This window comes from Amycolatopsis sp. NPDC051045 (assembly GCF_040682955.1).
GTDB lineage: Bacteria > Actinomycetota > Actinomycetes > Mycobacteriales > Pseudonocardiaceae > Amycolatopsis.
In genome coordinates, this window is the sequence record NZ_JBFBCC010000007.1 from 81,699 (window position 1) to 101,562 (window position 19,864).

Genomic DNA, 19,864 nt, shown 5'->3' on the forward strand with positions numbered 1-19,864 from the left:
TTCGGCGGTACGAGCAGGGCGTCCACTGGGTAGCGTGAGGCCAATCCGGCTGGTCTTGGGGGCACTTGACTACCGGATGACTGACCTGACGCAACCAGAACGCCGGTTGTCGCGAGCGTTCGACGGTCGCTGGGGCCTAATCGGCGCCGCGGGGTGCCGTCGAAATCGGAACTGTTTCCGGGGGTCGCCGCGCGGCTGCACAGTGGAAAGGATCAATGTTGTCTTGCGCTCGTTCCCGTGGGTTCGTCCGGTGTGTGGCACGCCGGGCCGAACTGTTGAACGAGTGGCAAAAAGTACCGGTGCTTCCCGGTGACCGTGGCGGAAGGAAAGCCCCGATCCGGCCCGAAGCGCCACCGCATTCCGCGAATTCCCTGGTCGCAGGCCCCACCTGCGCGTCCTCTCCCAGCGCCCGGACGGCCCTGCGCTGACGTCACCCCGTGCTCGAAAGGTTCCAGCAATGCCGCAATACGACGTCTCGGTTCCCGACGCCGACGACGACAGATCGGTACCCGCGCGTACCCTCGCCGAGCTGTTCCAGGCGCAGGCCGCTCGCACCCCCGCGGAACCGGCGCTGACCGGGGCCGACGGCACGTTGACCTACGCGACGGTGAACGCACGGGCCAACCGGCTGGCGCGGCTGCTGATCCGGCACGGGTGCGGCCCGGAACGCCTCGTCGCGCTCGTCCTGCCGAGGTCGGCCGACCTCGTCGTCGCGCAGCTGGCGGCGGCCAAGGCCGGCGCGGCCTTCCTGCCCGTCGACCCCGACCAGCCCGCCGAGCGGATCGCCTTCGTGCTGTCCGACGCGCGGCCGGTGCTCGTCGTGACCCGCTCGTCCACCGACCCCGCCGGCGTCGGCCCGGCCACCACCCTGGACCTCGACGAACCCGGGTTGCTCGACGGCCTGCCCGACGGCGACCCGGTCGACGCGGACCGGACGCGCCCACTGCACGTCGACCACCCGGCGTACCTCATCTACACGTCCGGGTCGACCGGGGTGCCCAAGGGCGTGCTCGTCACCCACCGCGGCCTGGCCGGGTTCTTCGCCGCGATGCGGGACCGCTACGACGTGCGGCCCGGCGACCGGGTCCTGGAGTTCTCGTCGCCGAGCTTCGACGCGTCGATCCTCGAACTGGGCATGGCGCTGCCGGCGGGGGCGGCGCTGGTCGTGCCCCCGCCCGGACCGCTGCTGGGCGACCGGCTCGCCGAGGTCCTCGCCGAGCACCGGGTGACGCACGCGCTGATCCCGCCGGTCGCGCTGGCCACGCTGTCCGCCGAGCACGCCGCTTCGCTGCCGGACTTCCGGACGGTGATCGTCGGCGGGGACGCGTGCCCGCCGGAACTGGTCCGGACCTGGGCACCCGGGCGCCGGATGATCAACTCCTACGGCCCCACCGAGTTCACCGTCGTGGCGACCTGGAGCGATCCGCTGGTCCCCGGGGGCACGCCCCCGATCGGCCGCCCGCTGCCGGGCGCCACCGCGTACGTGCTCGACGAGGCACTGCGCCCGGCCGCCACCGGGGAGCTCTACCTCGCCGGCCCGGCACTGGCCCGGGGCTACCTCGACCGGCCGGGGCTGACCGCGAGCCGGTTCGTGGCCGATCCGTTCGGCGGTCCCGGCGCCCGGATGTACCGGACCGGCGACGTCGTCCGCCGCACCGGCGCGGGCGAGCTGGAGTTCGTCGGGCGGGCGGACCACCAGGTCAAGATCCGCGGCTTCCGGATCGAGCCCGGGGAGATCGAAGCGCTGCTGCTCGGCCGCCCGGGCGTCCGGGAGGCGGTCGTCGTCGCCCGCGAGGACGCACCCGGCGTCAAACGCCTGGTGGCCTACGTCGTCGGGGACGCCGATCCGGCGGCCCTGCGCGCCGCCGCGGCCGACCGGCTGCCGCCGTACATGGTCCCGGCCGCCGTCATCAAGCTCGCGGAGATGCCGCGGACCCACCACGGCAAGCTCGATCGCGACGCGCTGCCGGCCCCGGACTGGCAGGCCCAGGTCCGGGCCGCGCACACCGCGCCCCGGACCCCGGCCGAGCGGGCCCTCGCCGAAATCTGGGCCGACGTGCTGGGCGTGCCGGACATCGGCGTCGACGCGGACTTCTTCGAACTCGGCGGGGACTCGATCCTCGGGGCGCGGGCGCTCGCCCGGATCCGCGCCCGCTTCGGGGCCGAGCTGTCCCCGCGGGTGGTGTTCGACGCCCGCACCGTCGCGAAACTCGCCGAGCTGCTGCCCGACGACGGCGCCCCGGCCGGCCGGATCGAGCCCGCGGCCCACGCCGCCGCGGTGCCGTTGTCGCCGGTCCAGCGCCGCCTCTGGGTGCTCGACCAGCAGGACCCCGGCAGCACCGAGTACAACGCCGGCGTCGGCCTCACCCTCTCCGGCCCGCTGGATCGCGAGGCTCTGCGCAGCGCGCTGGACGCACTGGCCGCGCGCCACGAGCCGCTGCGGACGACGTTCCGGACCGTCGACGGCGAGGGCGTCCAGGTCATCGCGGACACCGGGACCATCCCGCTGCGGGAAGCCGACGCCGAGGCCGACCTCGACGCGCAGCTCGCGGCCGAACTGGACCGCCCCTTCGACCTGAGCACCGGGCCGCTCACCCGCGCCCTGCTGATCCGGCGCGGTCCCGGCGAGCACCTGCTCCTGCTGTGCCAGCACCACATCGTCACCGACGGCTGGTCGGTCGGCCTGCTCGTCGACGAGCTGGCCGCGCTCTACGCGGGCGAGAAGCCCGACCCGCCGGAGATCGGCTACCGCGACTACTCCCGGTGGCACCGCGACCGGCTGGCCGGGCCGCTGCGCGATCGGCAGCTGGCGTACTGGCGCGAGCAGCTCGCCGGCCTCGAGCCCCTCGAACTGCCCACCGACCGCCCCCGCCCGCCCGTGCGCAGCACCCGAGGGGCGATCCGCCGGTACGAGCTGCCCGCCGGCCTCGCCGCACTGGGCCAGGACACCGGCGCGACCCTGTTCACCACGCTGACCGCGGTGGTCCAGCTGCTGCTGGCCCGCTACACCGGGCAGGACGACGTCGCCGTCGGCACCGCGGTGTCCGGCCGCGACCACGACCAGCTCGAACGGCTGGCCGGGTTCTTCGTCAACACCCTCGTCCTGCGGTCCGCGGTCGACCCGGCCCAGCCGTTCGACGAATTCCTCGGCCGGGTCAAGGAGACGACGCTGGCGGCGTTCGCCGCCGGCGAAGTGCCCTTCGACCAGGTCGTCGACGACCTGCGGCCGGCCCGTGATCCGAGCCGGACACCGCTGGTGCAGGTCCTGCTGGTGCTCCAGCAGGACCTCGTCCGGCCCCGGGAGGCGGGCGCCCTCCGCCTGGGCGAGCACGATCTGCCCCGCCCCCGGGCCCGGTTCGACCTCGTGCTGGAGTTCCAGCCGCAGGGCCGGAGCGTCGCGATCGAGTACGACACCGCGCTCTTCGACGCCGCCACGATCGACCGCTTCGCCGGGCACCTGCGGGTGCTGGCCGAGGCGGTGGTCGCCGATCCGCACCGGCCGGTGGCCGAGCTGCCGATCATGGCCGGCGCCGAGCTGGCCCGCCTCCACGAGCTCTCCCGCGGCCCGGTGCTCGAAGTTCCGGAAGCCACCCTGCCGCAGTTGTTCGAGGCCCAGGCGGCCCGGACACCGGACGCGGTCGCGGTCGTCTGCGAGGATCGCCGGCTCACCTACTCCGAGCTCGACGAGCAGGCCAACCGGCTGGCCCGGGTGCTGCTCGAGCGGGGAGCGGCGCCCGAACGGTTCGTCGCCGTCTCGCTGCCGCGCACGGAACGGATCCTCGTCGCGCTGCTCGGCGTGCTCAAGTCCGGCGCCGCCTACCTCCCGGTCGACCCCGCCTACCCGGCCGACCGGATCCGGCTGATCCTCGACGACGCCGCCCCGGCCCTGCTGCTCACCCCGGACGGCCGGGGGCCCGGCACCGTCCCCGCCCTCGCGTTCGACGACCCCGGCCTGCTCGACGGCCGGTCCGCCGCACCGGTCGGCCGCGCCACCGAGCCGGCCCACCCCGCCTACGTGATCCACACGTCCGGCTCGACCGGCCGCCCCAAGGGGGTCGTGGTCGCCCACCGCAGCGCGGCGAACCTGATGGCCTGGGCGGCCACCGACTTCGCGGACGTCCTGCGCCCCGGGACCACCGTGGTCGCGTCGACGTCGCTCAACTTCGACGTCTCGGTGTTCGAGATCTTCGCGCCGCTGATGACCGGCGCCACCGTCGAGATCGTCCGGGACGTGCTGGCCCTCGGCGAGGGACCGGCCGCCGACCGGCCGGTCGGCCTGGTCAGCGGCGTGCCTTCGGCGTTCGCCCAGCTGCTGGCCCAGGGCGCGGTGTCGGTGCGACCCTCCACAGTGGTCCTGGCCGGCGAAGCGCTGACGCTGCACGCGCTGCACGACATCCGGAAAGCGTTGCCCGACAGCCGGATCGCCAACATCTACGGGCCGACCGAGTCCACTGTGTACGCCACCGCGTGGTACCACGACACCGACCGCACCCCGCCGATCGGCCGCCCGATCGCCGGCATCCACGCGTACGTCCTCGACCGCGGCCTGCGGCCGGTGCCCGTCGGCGTGCCCGGCGAACTGCACCTCGGCGGCGCCGGGGTGGCCCGGGGCTACCTCGGCCGGCCGGGCCTGACCGCCGGCCGGTTCGTGGCCGATCCCTTCGGTGAGCCGGGCGCGCGGATGTACCGGACCGGCGACGTCGTGCGCTGGAACACCCAGGGCGAACTGGAGTACCTGGGCCGCGCCGACGACCAGGTCAAGATCCGCGGCTTCCGGATCGAGCCCGGCGAGGTGGCGGCCGCGCTGCGGCAGCACCCGGACGTCGCCGAGGCCGTGGTGGTCGCGCGCACCGACGCCGGGCACCAGCGGCTGGTCGCCTACGTCGTGCCCGAAGCCCCCGCCGGCCTGCGGGAGTTCCTCGGAGCCTCGCTGCCCGCCCACCTGGTGCCCTCGGCGTTCGTGCCGCTCGAGCGGCTGCCGCTCAACCCCAGCGGCAAGCTCGACCGGCGCGCCCTGCCCGCCCCGGACTGGGCGGGCGGCACCACCCGGGTCGCGCCGCGCACCGAGACCGAACGGCTGCTCGCCGCAATCTGGGCCGAAGCACTCGGGCTGCCCGAGGTCGGGGTCGAGGACAACTTCTTCGAGCTCGGCGGCGACTCGATCCTCAGCATCCGGCTGGTGTCCGAGGCGGCGAAGGCCGGCCTGCGGATCACCACCAAGGACGTCTTCCGGCACCAGACGATCGCCGCGCTCGCCGCGGCGGCCGGCACCGTCGCGCCCGCCGCGGCGGAGCGGCCCGCGGCGACCGGCGAGGTGGTCGTCACCCCCATCCAGCACTGGTTCCTCGACACCGACCCGGCCGACCCGGACCACTTCGTCCAGCACCTGAGCGTCCGGCTCGCCGTCGACGTCGACGAAGACCGGCTCCGCACGGCGGTGAACGCCGTCGTCGCCCACCACGACGCCCTGCGGCTGCGCTTCCGCGAGACACCCGAAGGCTGGACGCAGTTCCACGCCGAGCCCGCCGACGTGGACGTCTTCGGTGCGGCGATCGACCTCGAACACGGCCCGCTGGTGAGCGCGGAGCTCACCGGCACGACGCTGCGCCTGGCCGTGCACCACCTGGTGGTGGACGGCGTCTCCTGGCGGATCCTCCTCGACGACCTCGACCACGCCTACCACGGACGGGAACTGGGCGCCCGGACGACGTCCTTCCAGGAGTGGGCCGACCGGCTCGCCGGGCACTCCTTCGACGGCGACCTCCCGTACTGGCAGGCGATCGAGGGGACCCAGATCCCGCTGGACACCGACGGCGCCAACACGGTGGCGAGCACGCGCACGGTGACCACCCGGCTCGACGCCGAACTGACCCGGGCGCTGCTGCAGGACGTCCCCGGCGTCTACCGGACCCAGGTCAACGACGTGCTGCTGGCCGCGCTCGGCGGCGCCCTGCGCCGCTGGAGCGGCGCCGACCGCGTGCTGATCGACCTGGAGGGCCACGGCCGCGAGGAGCTGTTCGACGACGTCGACCTGTCCCGCACGGTCGGCTGGTTCACCTCCCTGTTCCCCGTCGCGCTCGACGTCCCCGACGCCGGCGTGGCGAGCCTGCTCAAGTCCGTCAAGGAGCAGCTGCGGGCGATCCCCGCCCGTGGCCTGTCCTACGGCGTGCTGCGGCACCTCGCCGGGACCGCTCCCGCGGTGACGCCCCGGCTCAGCTTCAACTACCTCGGCCGCTTCGAGGTCGAGGGTGAGCTCTACCGGGGGCTGGAGCGGGAACTCGAGCTCTCCCAGCACTCCGGCGACGTCCGCGCGCACGCCGTCGACGTCGTCGCCCGGGTCACCGAAGGCCGGTTGGAGATCACCTGGTTCTACTCGGCGCAGCTCCACGAGGAAGCCACGATCCGGACCGTCGCCGACGACCTCGTGCACGGGCTGGCCGAGATCGTCGCGCACTGCACCGAACCCGGGGCCGGCGGCCGCACGCCGTCGGACTTCCCCCTGGCCGCCCTCGACCAGGCCGCGGTGGACCGGCTCGCCGGCGACGGCCGCGACGTCGAGGACATCTACCCGCTCACCCCCGCCCAGTCCGGCATGCTCTTCCACCGGCTCACCGGCGGCGGCCGCCACGCCTACCTCCAGCAGGTGACGTTCGTGCTGAGCGACGTCCCCGACCCGGCCGCACTGGGCCGGGCCTGGCAGCGGGTGGTGGACCGGACGCCGGTCCTGCGCAGCCAGGTGGTCTGGGACGGCCTCGACTCCCCGGTGCAGGTGGTGCACCGGCAGGTCACCCTCCCCGTCGAATACCGCGACTGGACCACCGAGCCGGAGGACCTCGACACCGTGCTGGCGGCCGACCGGGACGCCGGCCTGGATCTGGGCGAGATCCCGCTGATGCGGCTGCTGCTCGCCCGGGTCTCGGCGACCGAGGTCCGCGTGGTCTGGACGTTCCACCACCTCCTGCTCGACGGCTGGAGCCTGTTCCAGGTGCTCTCCGACGTCTCGGCGGCGCACGCCGGGCGTCCGCTGCCGACGCGCCGCCCGTTCCGCGACCACGTCCGGTGGCTGTCCGAACAGGACCAGCCGGCGGCGGAACGGTTCTGGCGCGCCCAGCTTTCGGGCCGGCCCGAGCCGGTCCGGCTGCGCACCGACCGCGCCCCCGACGGGCACCCGGTCGAGTCGACGGCCGCGCTGCGGATCGAGCTGCCCGCCGGGCCGCTGCGCACCGCCGCGCAACGCCACGGGCTGACCCTCAACACCCTCGTCCAGGGCGCCTGGGCGGTCCTGCTGGCCCGCCACACCGGCCGGCCGGAGGTCTGCTTCGGCACCACCGTCGCCGGACGGCCCGCCGAGCTGCCCGGGGCCGACGAGATCACCGGGATGTTCATCACCACGCTGCCGGTCGTCGCCGACGTCGACGAGCAGGCCGGTGCCGTCGAGTGGCTGCGCGCCTTCCAGGACGCCCAAGCCGAGGCGCGGCGGTACGACCACCTCTCCCTGGCGCGCCTGCAGAGCTGGGGCGGGGAGTTCGACACCCTCCTGGTCTTCGAGAACTACCCGGTCACCGCGGAACTGGGGCTGCAGGACCTGCGGGGCGTGGAGACGACCAACTACCCGCTCAGCGTCGTCGCCTACCCCGGTCAGGAGCGGCTGGACCTGGGCTTCGGCTACGACCCCGAGCTGTTCGACGCCGAGACGATCGCCGGGTTCGCCGGGCACCTGGAGACCCTGCTCTCCGAGCTCACGTCCCGGCCGCACGAGCCGCTCGCCCGGCTGCGCATGCTCACCGACGCCGAGCACCGCGACGTCGTGGACCGGGGCAACGACACCGCGCAGGAGCACCCGGACACGACCGTGCCGGCCCTGTTCGCCGAACAGGTTCGCCGCACTCCGGACGCGGTCGCCGTCACCGGTGAAGAAACCCTGACCTACGCGGAGCTGGACGCCCGGGCGAACCGGCTGGCCTGCCACCTGCTCGGGCTCGGGGTCCGGCGGGACGGCCTGGTGGGCCTGCTGCTCGGCCGCTCGGCCGCCGTCGTCGTCGCCGAACTCGCGGTGCTCAAAGCCGGCGGCGCGTACCTGCCGCTGGACGCCCGCGCGCCGCGGAGCCGGCTGACGGCGCTGCTCGACGGCGTGCGCGTGCTGGTCACCGACGACGCCGGGCTGGCGCTGGCCCAGGACGTCCACAGTGGACCGACGGTGTCGCTCGACCGGCTCGGTGACGAGCCGTCCGCGGCGCCGGATGTGCCGATCCGGCCGGAAAACCTGGCGTACGTCATGTACACCTCGGGTTCGACGGGGACCCCCAAGGGGGTGGCGGTCAGCCACCGGGCCATCGTCGGGCTGGCCCGCGAGCGGTCGTTCGCCGTCCCCGCCCACCGGACCGTGCTCCTGCACTCCGCGCTCGCGTTCGACGCGTCGACGTACGAGCTGTGGGTGCCGCTGCTGAACGGCGGCCGGGTCGTCGTCGCGCCGCGGGGCGACCTGGACGCCGACGTGCTGCGCCGGGTCGTCACCGCGCACGGGGTGACCGCGGTGTTCTTGACGTCGGGGTTGTTCCGGGTGTTGGCGCAGGAGGATCCCGCCTGCCTGCGGGGCGTCCGGGAGGTGTGGACCGGCGGCGAAGTCGTGCCCCCCGCCGCGGTGCGCCAGCTGGCGGCGGCCTGTCCCGGCCTGACCGTGGTGGACGTCTACGGCCCCACCGAGACCACGACCTTCGCCACCCGGTTCCCCCTGCCGCCGGGCGAGCCGGTGCCGGACGTGCTGCCGATCGGGCGGCCGCTGGACGACACGGCGGCCTACGTCCTCGACCACGGGCTGCGCCCGGTGCCGCCGGGAGCCGTCGGCGAGCTGTACCTGGCCGGCACCGGGCTGGCCCGGGGCTACCTCGGGCAGCCGGGGCTGACGGCCGAACGGTTCCTGGCCGACCCCTTCGGGGCGCCGGGGGCCCGGATGTACCGCACCGGCGACCTCGTCCGGTGGACCCGCGCTCGCGTGCTGGAGTTCGTCGGCCGCGCCGACGACCAGGTGAAGATCCGCGGCTTCCGCGTGGAGCTCGGCGAGATCGAGACGGCGCTGACCACCCACCCGGACGTCGCCGAGGCCGTCGTCATCGCGGCCGAGCACGCCGGGAGCAAGCGGCTGGTCGCCTACGTCGTCGCGACCGGGACACCGGACCTGCGCGAGTTCCTGCTCCGGTCCCTGCCGGACTACCTCGTGCCGGCGGTGTTCGTGCCGCTGGAAGCGCTGCCCCTCAACGAGAACGGGAAGGTGGACCGCCGGGCGCTGCCCGCCCCCGACTTCGTTTCCGGGCTCGGCTACCGCGAGCCCGCCACGGACGCCGAGCGGCTGCTCGCCGGCATCTGGGCCGAGGTGCTGCGGGTGGACCGGGTCGGCGCCGACGACAACTTCTTCGAGCTCGGCGGCGACTCGATCCTGAGCATCCAGGTGGTTTCCCGGGCGCGCCGGGCCGGGCTGGACCTGATGCCGGGCCAGGTGTTCGACCACCCGACCGTCGCCGCGCTCGCACTCGCCGCCACCCCGGCCGCCCCCGCCGTGGCCGCCGCGGACGTGGAGCCGGTGACCGGCGAGGTGCCGCTGACGCCGGTGCAGCACTGGTACCTCGACCCGCGTCCGGTGCACCCCGGACAGTTCGTCCAGTCCGTGTCGGTGGAACTGCCGGCCCCACCGGACCCGGCGGTGCTGCGCCGCGCGCTGCGCGATCTCCAGCTGCACCACGACGCCCTGCGGCTGCGGTTCACCCCCGACGGCCAGCACCACGCGCCCGAGGCCGAAGACGTCCTCGGCGCCACCATCGACCTCGAAAAGGGGCCGCTGCTGCGGGCCGAGCTGGCCGGCTCGACGCTGACGCTCGAAGCGCACCACCTGGTCGTCGACGGCGTGTCGTGGCGGATCCTCCTGGAGGATCTGGAAACCCTCCTGGCCGGCGGCGAGCTCGCCCCCCGGACGACGTCCTTCCGGGACTGGGCGCGCACCCTGGCGCGCCATGCGACCGAGGGTTTCTTCGACGACGAACTCGCCCACTGGGCGGCGATCGACGCCGATCCCGCGCTGCCGGTCGACGCGACGGGCGACAACACCTACGGCTCGGCGCGGTCGGTGGTCGTGCGGCTGCCCGCGGAACCGACCCGTGCGGTGCTGCACGACGTGCCGGGGGCGTACCGGACGCAGGTCAACGACGTCCTGCTGACCGCGCTCGCCCGCGTCCTGCGGGACTGGACGGGCCGCGACCGCGTCCTGGTCGACCTCGAAGGCCACGGCCGGGAAGACCTGTTCGCAGGCATCGACCTGTCCCGCACCGTCGGCTGGTTCACCTCGATCTTCCCGGTCGAGCTGACGTCGTCGTCCAGTGTGGACTGGGGCGAAGCCCTGAAGATCACGAAGGAACGGCTGCGCGCGATTCCCCGCCGGGGGATCGGGTACGGCGCCCTGCGCCACCTCACCGGCACCGCCCCGCGCCTCGAACCCAGGATCAGCTTCAACTACCTGGGCCGCTTCGACCACGGCGGCGGCCTGGGCGGCGCGGCGCACCCCGAGCAGACCCGCGCGCACCAGCTCGACGTCGTCGGCGCGGTCGTCGGCGACGAGCTGGAACTGATCTGGCACTACTCCGCGGGCGTGCACACCGAGGCCACCGTGCGGCGGCTGGCCGACGCGCTCCTGGCCGCGCTCACCGGGATCGTCGGGCACTGCGCCCGGCCGGACGCCGGCGGCCGGACGCCGTCGGACTTCCCCCTGGCCCGCCTCGACCAGGCGGCGGTGGACCGCCTCGCCGGGACCGGCCGGACGGTCGAGGACATCTACCCGCTCACCCCGATGCAGTCGGGCATGGTCTTCCACAGCCTCGTCGACGGCGAGGCCGGGACCTACCTCAACCAGGTGCGGCTGCGGCTGTCCGGCATCGATGACCCGGAGCGCCTGGCCGGGGCGTGGCAGCGGGTCGTGGCGGACACGCCGGTGCTGCGCAGCCGCGTCGTCTGGGACGGCCTCGACGAGCCCGTGCAGGTCGTCGAGCGGACCGCCGCAGTCCCGGTCGTCCACCTCGACTGGACGGCGCTGGACGACGGCGAGCGCGCCTGCGAGCAGGAGCGGTTCCTCCAAGCCGATCGCGCGCAGGGGTTCGACCTGACGGCCGCTCCGCTGATGCGGCTGGCGTTCGCCCGGCTCCCCGGCGGCGACGTGCTGCTGGTGTGGACGTTCCACCACGTGCTGCTGGACGGCTGGAGCGCCGCGCAGGTGTTCGGCGAGGTGTGCGCCCGGTACGCCGGCGCCGCCGGGGCGGGGCACCGCCCGCCGTTCCGGGAGTACCTGCGCTGGCTCGGCCGGCAGGACACCACGGCCGCCGAACACCACTGGCGCGAACAGCTCGCCGGCCTGCGGACGCCGACGCCGCTGCCCTACGACCGCCGCCCGGTCGAGGCCCACCGCGCGCGGTCCGCCGCGTCGGTCCGGGTGTCGGCACCCGCCGACGGGCTGCGGGAGCTGGCGCGGCGCGCCGGCCTGACGCTCAACACGATCGTGCAGGGCGCGTGGGGCCTCGTGCTTTCCCGCTACAGCGGGGAATCCGACGTCGTCTTCGGCACCACCGTGTCGGGGCGGCCCGCCGACCTGCCGGGCGTCGAGGCGATGGCCGGGCTGTTCATCAACACCCTGCCCGCCCCGGTGACCGTCCACGACGGACTCACCGTGACGGCGTGGCTGCGGGACCTGCAAGCCGCCCAGGCCCGCTCGCGCCGGTTCGACTTCGTGTCCCTGGCCCAGCTGCAGGGCTGGGCGGGTGGCACCACGCTGTTCGACAGCATCCTGGTCTTCGAGAACTACCCGTTCGACGCCGAGGCCGTCGCCGCGCACGGGATCGGCCTGCACGAGGAAGGCGAGCTGCAGCCGACCAACTACCCGCTCAGCGTGGTCGTCACGCCGGGCGAGCGGCTTTCGGTGTCGTTCGACCACGACCCGGACCTGTTCGACCGGGCCACGATCGACCGGCTGGCCGGGCAGCTGCTGCTCGCCCTGGAACGCATCACCGCCCACCCCGGCCTGCGGGTCGGCGAGCTCGACCTGCTCACCGACGACGACCGCGAGCGCGTGCTGCGCACGTTCAACGCCACCGCGCACCCGGTGGCCGACGCCACGGTGGTGAGCCGGTTCGCCGACCAGGTCCGCCGGACCCCGGACGCGCTTGCGGTCGATGACCTGACGTATGCGCAGCTGGATGCTCGCGCTGACCGGCTCGCGTCCCGGCTGATCGAGCTGGGTGTCCGGGTCGAGGACCGGGTGGGGCTGCTGCTGGAGCGGTCGGCCGACGTGGTCGTCGCCGAGCTGGCGGTGCTCAAGGCCGGTGCCGCGTACGTGCCGGTCGACCTGCGCGCCCCGGCGAGCCGGATGCGCCTGGTGCTGGCCGAAGCGGGCGTCTCCGTGGTGATCGCGGAAGAGTCCTATCGGGATGTCCACAGTGGACCGATGGCCGGGGTGGACGAGACCGGCCCGGAGGGTGCGCCGAATGTTCCTGTGCAGCCCGGGAACTTGGCGTACGTGATGTATACGTCTGGGTCGACCGGCAAGCCCAAGGGCGTGGCGGTGACCCACCGCGACGTCGTGGGCCTGGCCTCGGACTCCTCGTTCGCCGGCGAGGCGCACCGCACCGTGCTGCTGCATTCCCCGCAGGCGTTCGACGCCTCGACCTACGAGGTGTGGGTGCCGCTGCTCAACGGCGGCCGCGTGGTCGTCGCGCCGCCGGGAGACGTGGACGCCGACGTCCTGCGCCGCATGGTCACCGAGCGGGGTGTCACCGCGCTGTGGCTGACCGCCGGGCTGTTCCGCTTGCTGGCGCAGGAGGATCCCGCGTGCCTGCGTGGTGTCGGGGAGGTGTGGACCGGCGGTGACGTGGTGCCCGCGGCCGCCGTCCGCCAGGTGCGGGACGCCTGCCCCGGGTTGACTGTCGTCGACGGCTACGGCCCCACCGAGACCACGACCTTCGCCAGCCGGTTCGTGCTCGCGCCGGAAGACAGCGTGCCGGAGGCGATGCCGATCGGGCGGCCGCTGGACAACATGGCCGCCTACGTCCTGGACGCCGGGTTGCGGCCGGTCCCGCCGGGGGTGACGGGGGAGCTGTTCGTCGCCGGCACCGGTGTATCCCGCGGGTACCTCGGCCGGTCCGGCCTCACCGCGGAACGGTTCGTGGCCAATCCCTTCGGGGCGCCGGGGGAGCGGATGTACCGCACCGGTGACGTGGTCCGCTGGTCCGGTGACGGGGTGCTGGAGTTCGTCGGCCGGGCTGATGACCAGGTGAAGGTCCGCGGCTTCCGGATCGAGCTCGGCGAGATCGAGACGGCGCTGGCCGCTCACCCGGACGTGGCCGAGGCCGTGGTCGTCCACCTCGACCGGCGGCTGGTCGCCTACGTCGTCACCACCGCGGCCACGGCCGACCTGCGGGCGTGGCTGCAGCGGGACCTGCCCGACTACATGGTGCCGTCGGCGTTCGTGACGCTCGACGCGCTTCCGCTGAGCGCCAACGGAAAGGTCGACCGGCGGGCGCTGCCGGCCCCGGCCGCGGAGCCGGCGGCCGGATACGTCCCGCCCCGCACGGAAGCCGAACGCGTGCTCGCCGAGGTCTGGGCCGACGTGCTCGGGGTGCCGGGCGTCGGCGTCGAGGACAACTTCTTCGAGCTCGGCGGCGACTCGATCCTCAGCATCCAGGTCGTCTCCCGGGCCCGGCGCCACGGCCTCGCGCTCACCCCGCGGGACCTGTTCGCCCACCAGACCGTCGCGGCGCTGGCCGTCGCGGCGGGCTCGGCCGCGGTGACCGTGGCCGAGCAGGGGCCGGTCAGCGGCCCCGCCCCGCTGACCCCGATCCAGCACTGGTTCTTCGCCGGGGACTTCGGCGAGCCGGACGAGTTCACCCAGTCGGTCCGGATCGAGCGGGCCGGGCCCTACGACGTCGAGACCCTGCGGGCGGCGCTGGCCACCCTGGCCGCGCACCACGACGCGCTGCGGATGCGGTTCACCGGTGACGGCCAGGACAACGCCCCGGCCGAGCCCGCCGAGATCCTGGACGCCACGATCGACGTGACCCGCGGACCGCTGCTCACCGCCGAACTGCTCGACCCGGCGACCCTGCGGCTGACCGTCGACCACCTCGTCGTCGACGGCGTCTCGTGGCGGATCCTGCTGGAGGACCTGGAAACCGCCTACCGCGGCGACCCGCTGCCGCCCAAGACGACGTCGTACCGCGACTGGGCCAACCGGCTCGCCGCCCACGCCGAGGCCGGCGGCTTCGACGACGAACTGCCGCACTGGCGCGAGGCGCTCGCCGTCGACGCCACCCTGCCGGTCGACGGCTACGCCGCCGCCGAGGGCACCGGCACGGTCACCGCGCGGCTGGACGCCGAGCTGACCCGGGCGCTGCTGCAGGACGTCCCGGGCGTCTACCGGACGCAGGTCAACGACGTGCTGCTGGCCGCGCTCGGCCGGGTGCTGGCCCGCTGGACCGGCCGCGACCGCGTGCTGATCGACCTGGAGGGCCACGGCCGCGAGGACCTGTTCGACGACGTCGACCTGTCCCGCACGGTCGGCTGGTTCACCTCGCTCTACCCGGTCGCGCTGCGCATCGACGACGACTGGGGCGCCCTGCTCAAGTCGGTGAAGGAACAGCTGCGCGCCGTTCCGCGCCGGGGGGTGGGCTTCGGCGCGCTGCGGTACCTGACCGGGACCGCGCCCGCGCTCGAACCCGGGATCAGCTTCAACTACCTGGGCCGCCTCGACGGGGCCGCCGGGAGCCTCGACTCCGCGGTCGGCGACGGCGCGGGCCGGGCGCACCTGCTGGACGTCGTCGGCCGGGTGGACCGGGAGACCTTGGAACTGACCTGGTACTACTCGCGCGACACGCACACCGCCGCCACGGTGGAGAAGCTGGCCGCCGAGCTGGTGGCCGCGCTGGGCGAAGCCGTGGCGCACTGCGCCGAGCCCGGCGCGGGCGGGCGCACGCCGAGCGACTTCCCGCTGGCCCGGCTGGACCAGCGGCAGGTGGACCGGATCGCCGGTGACGGCCGCGCCGTGGCCGACGTCCACCCGCTGACCCCGATGCAGGCCGGGATGGTCTTCCACGGGCTTTCCCAGCAGTCCCAAGGCGTCTACTTCGAACAGGTCACCGCCGTCCTCGACGGGGTCACCGAGGCGCGGGTGCTCGGCGAAGCCTGGCAGCACGTGGTCGACCGGACGCCGGTCCTGCGCGGCAGCGTGGTCTGGGAGGACGTCCCCGAGCCGCTGCTGGTGGTCCACCGCGAGGCGCGGGTGCCGGTCACCGAGCTCGACTGGCGGGACCGCGACCGCGAAGAGGCCCTGCGCGAACTGCTCGCCGGTGACCGCGCGCGGCCGTTCGACCTCGCGACCGCGCCGCTGCTGCGGGTCACCGTGGCCCGCCTGGCCGACGACGCCGTCCAGCTCGTCTGGACGTTCCACCACGTCCTGCTGGACGGCTGGAGCGTCTTCCAGGTGCTTTCCGACGTCTGCACCGCCTACGCGGCCCTGCGCGACGGCACCCCGCCCGCCCTGCCGCACCGCCGGCCGTTCGCCGACTACGTCACCTGGCTGAGCGGCCAGAACTCCGATGGCGCCGAAGAGTACTGGCGCGGCGAGCTCGCCGACGTCACCGAGCCGACGCCGCTGCCCTACGACCGGATCCCGGCGTCCGCCCACGAAGCGAGTTCGTCGACGTGGGTCGGCCGCGACCTCGGCGAAGAGGCGACCGGCCGGCTGGCGGCGTTCGCCCGGCGCGAGCGGCTCACCGTCAACGCCGTCGTGCAGGGCGCCTGGGCCCTCCTGCTGGCCCGGCACAGCGGCGAGGACGACGTCTGCTTCGGCGCCACCGTGTCCGGCCGCCCGGCCGGGCTGGCCGGGGTCGACGACATCACCGGCATCTTCATCAACACCCTGCCCGTGCGGGTCACCGCCGACCCGGCGGCCCCGGTCGCCGGGTGGCTGCGCGGCCTGCAGGCCGCCCAAGCCGAGTCGCGCCGGTTCGAGCACGTCCCGCTGACCGCGGTGCAGGCCTGGAGCGGCGTCGAGGGCGGCCGGAACCTGTTCGACAGCATCGTGGTGTTCGAGAACTACCCGGTCACCGCGGACGATGTCGCCGCGCACGGCGTGCGGCTGCGCGAGCTGCAGGCGATGGAGACGACCAGCTACCCGCTCAGCGTCGTGGCCGCGCCCGGCCCGCGCCTGTCGCTCGGCCTGGGCTACGACCAGGCCCTGTTCGACGAGGCGACGATCCAGCGGCTCGCCGGTCAGCTGGAACACCTCCTGGAGGCGATCGCCGAAGACCCGGCCCGGCCGCTGCGGGAACTCGACGCCCTCGGCGCCGCCGAACGCGAGCAGCTCCTCGTGGCGTTCAACGACACCCACCACGAGGTACCGCCGGTCACCCTCACCGACCTGATCGAGGCCCAGGCGGCCCGCACACCCGACGCCGTCGCCGTGGTCTCGCGCGACGAACGGCTCACCTTCGCCGAACTCGACGCCCGGGCGGACCGGCTGGCCCGGCTGCTGGCCGCCCGCGGTGCCGGTCCGGAGCGGATCGTCGCGCTCGCCTTGGGGCGCTCGGTGGAGATCGTCGTCGCGCAGCTGGCCGTGCTCAAGACCGGCGCCGCCTACCTGCCCGTCGACCCCGACTACCCCGCCGAGCGGATCGCGTTCATGCTCGCCGACGCGAAGCCGGTCGTGGTGGTGACCAAGCCGGGGACGCCGCTGCCGGTCGACGACGTCCTCGTCCTCGACGGCTCGGAGGCCCAGGGCCCGGCCGCCCCACTTGCCGCCCGGTCGGTGTCGCTGTCCGCGCCGGCGTACGTCATCTACACGTCCGGCTCGACCGGCACCCCGAAGGGCGTCGTCGTCACCCACGCCGGCCTGGCGAGCTTCTCCGGCGCCGAAATCGCCCACTTCGACGTCCGGCCCGGCGACCGCGTGCTGCAGTTCTCCTCGCCGAGTTTCGACGCGTCGGTGCTGGAGCTGGCCATGGCGCTGCCCGCGGGGGCCGCGCTGGTCGTGCCGCCGCCCGGGCCGCTGCTCGGCGACCACCTCGCCGCCGTGCTGCGCGACGAAGGCGTCACCCACGCGCTGATCCCGCCGGTGGCCATGGCGAGCGTGCCCGACGTGGCCCTGCCCGCGTTCCGCACCCTGGTGGTCGGCGGCGAAGCCTGCCCGGCCGACCTGGTGGCCCGCTGGGCACCGGGCCGCCGGATGATCAACGCCTACGGGCCCACCGAAACCACCGTGGTGGCGACCTGGAGCGACCCGCTCGAACCCGGCGCCACCCCGCCGATCGGCCGCCCGATCCGCAACACCCGCGTCCGCGTCCTCGACGCCGCGCTGCGCCCGGTGCCGATCGGCGTCGCGGGGGAGCTGTACGTCTCCGGTGCCGGGCTCGCCCGCGGGTACCTCGACCGGCCGGGGCTCACCGCCACGCGGTTCCTCGCCGATCCGTTCGGGGCGCCGGGGGAGCGGATGTACCGCACCGGCGACCTGGTGCGGTGGCGGGCCGACGGCACGCTGGAGTTCCTCGGCCGCGCCGACGACCAGGTCAAGATCCGCGGCTTCCGCGTCGAGCCCGGCGAAATCGAGGCGGTCCTGCGCAAGCACCCGGACGTCCGCGACGCCGCCGTCGTCGCGGCCGACCAGCGGCTGATCGCCTACGTGGTGGGCGAGCCGGGCAGTGGCGATCCGGGCAGTGGGCCCCGGCTGCGGGAGCACGTCGCCGCGGCCCTGCCGGCCCACTTCGTGCCCGCCGCGTTCGTCCGGCTCGACGCGCTTCCCCTCACGGCCAGCGGAAAGCTGGACCGGCGGGCGCTGCCCGCCCCGGCCGCGCCGGTGGAGAGCGCCGGGTACGCGGCCCCGGAAACCGAGACCGAAGAGGTCCTCGCCGCGATCTGGGCCGAGGCGCTCGAACTCGACCGGGTCGGCGTCGAGGACAACTTCTTCGCCCTCGGCGGCGATTCACTGCGCAGCTTGCGGATCACCTCGATGACGAAGTCCGCCTTCGACGTCGAGCTCACCCCCAAGGACGTGCTCACCGCCGGCACCGTGCTGGCCCTGGCGGAGCTCGTCGAAGAACGGGTCCTGGCGGACCTCGAGCGGCTCGCCGCCGGCCACGACCACTGAGCAAACCCCTTACCGGAAAGGTGAATTGACATGCAGGACGACACCGAATTCCAGGTGCTGGTCAACGACGAAGGCCAGTACTCGCTGTGGCCGCTGGCGAACGAGGTACCCGCGGGGTGGCGCGCCGACGGGTTCCGCGGCGGCCGCCAGGAGTGCATGGACCACGTCGACGAGGTGTGGACCGACATGCGGCCGCTGAGCCTGCAGCGGCAGATGGCGGCCGACGGCTGAGCCCGTCCCCGCCCCGCCGTCCCCACCCCACCGACGCGGAAGGTCTCCCGCTCATGCCCTCTCCTTCGACGTTTTACCAGTCCCTGCGGGTGCCGGTCCGGGACCTGCGGCCCCCGGCCGACGGGCGGCTGCAGCGGCTGCTGACGGGCCTGGCCCACAAGCACGGGGTGCCCGCCGCCCAGCTGGTCGTGCACGACGGCGGCCGGACGGGCTCCGCCACGGCCGGTGAGATCACCGCCGCGGCGAAGTTCCCGGCCGGCTCCATCACCAAGGCGTTCACCGCGGCGCTGGCGATGCTGCTCGTCGCGGACGGCGACCTGGACCCGGACGACCCCCTCGCCGAGCACCTGGACGGGCTCGGCCCGCAGGTCGGCAGACCCACGGTCAGACAGGTCCTCAGCCACACCGGCGGGCTGCCGGCCGGGCTCGGCGCCGCCGCCGAGGGCGCCGGATCGGCCCGCCGGTACCTGCGGGCGTGCCGCGACGCCGGGCTCGTCCAGCCGCCCGGACAGGGCTTCTCCTACTCCAACGTCGGGTACGTGCTCACCGGCTACGTGGTCGAGGCCATCACCGGGATGAGCTGGTGGGAGGCGATGGACGCCCTGCTGCTCGACGAACTCGGGATCGACGGTGCGTTCGTCGTGGAGCCGGGCGCGCGGCGCCGGACCGGCGCCCACGTCAGCGGGCACGCCGTGCACGCGGCGACCGGCCGCGCCCGGCCGGTCGCCCAGACCCTGACCACCGCCGAGGCCGCGGCCGGGGCGCTGGCGCTGAGCGCCGGGGACCTCGCCGCCTTCGGCCTCATGTTCTGCGGCGGCGACGGGCCGCTGCCGGCGCACCTGGCCGAACTGATGCGGCGTCCGGTGCCGGGGGCCGAGCCGTTCGGCCTGGCCGACGCCTGGGGGCTCGGCCTGGCCGGCTACCGGGGCGCCGACGCGGACTGGACCGGCCACGACGGCACCGCGGACGGCACCTCCTGCCACCTGCGGGTGGATCCCGAGCACGGCCGGGTCGTCGCGCTCACCACCAACGGGAGCACCGGCTCGGCCCTGTGGACCGACCTGGTCGCCGCCCTGCGCGCGGACGGCCTGCCGGTCGGCGACTACGAGCTCCCCCGCGACCTCGACCGCGCCGCCCGCCCGGCCGCCGACCTCTCGGGCCGCTACACCAACGGCGACCTGGAGTACCAGGTGGACGTCCGCGCGGACGGCGGCACCGTGCTCGTCGTCGACGGCGAGGTCTACCCCGAACTGGCGCTGCTGCGCGACGGGGCGTTCTCCGTCCGCGAACCCGGCACCGGCCGCCGGATCATCGGGGGCCGCTTCCTGACCGACCCGGCCACCGGGACCGTCAGCGCCATGCAGGCCGGGGGCCGCGTGGCCCGGCGGCGGCGCCACGCCTCCTGACTCCCCGCTCCGCACCCCGAGCGTCCCCGGATCAGCCGAACTCCTGTCGTGAGGAAAC

3 protein-coding genes are annotated in these 19,864 nt (G+C 74.6%); all 3 read left to right on the forward strand.

Going from position 1 to position 19,864, the window contains the following annotated elements; translation table 11 throughout:
* Positions 1–457 precede the first annotated feature (457 nt).
* From AB0M80_RS18715 to AB0M80_RS18725, 3 genes are read left to right on the forward strand one after another with little or no spacing between them, the layout of a single operon-like run.
* Positions 458–18,169 carry a non-ribosomal peptide synthase/polyketide synthase gene (locus AB0M80_RS18715; RefSeq protein ID WP_364565973.1) on the forward strand — a complete coding sequence of 5,904 codons (17,712 nt, stop codon included), beginning with the start codon at positions 458–460 and terminating at the stop codon, positions 18,167–18,169.
* Positions 18,170–18,199: 30 nt separating this feature from the next.
* Entirely contained in the window at positions 18,200–18,400 is a 201-nt protein-coding gene (locus AB0M80_RS18720) for an MbtH family NRPS accessory protein (protein WP_364565976.1), read from the forward strand.
* Between the two features lie 53 nt (positions 18,401–18,453).
* Positions 18,454–19,806 (forward strand): serine hydrolase domain-containing protein, encoded by a 1,353-nt coding sequence (locus tag AB0M80_RS18725; RefSeq protein WP_364565979.1) that lies wholly within the window; start codon positions 18,454–18,456, stop codon positions 19,804–19,806.
* Positions 19,807–19,864: the final 58 nt, after the last annotated feature.

Coding starts and splice junctions, on each gene's coding strand:
- AB0M80_RS18715 (WP_364565973.1), top strand. CDS start 458: ATGCCGCAATACGACGTCTCGGTTCCCGACGCCGACGACGACAGATCG.
- AB0M80_RS18720 (WP_364565976.1), top strand. CDS start 18,200: ATGCAGGACGACACCGAATTCCAGGTGCTGGTCAACGACGAAGGCCAG.
- AB0M80_RS18725 (WP_364565979.1), top strand. CDS start 18,454: ATGCCCTCTCCTTCGACGTTTTACCAGTCCCTGCGGGTGCCGGTCCGG.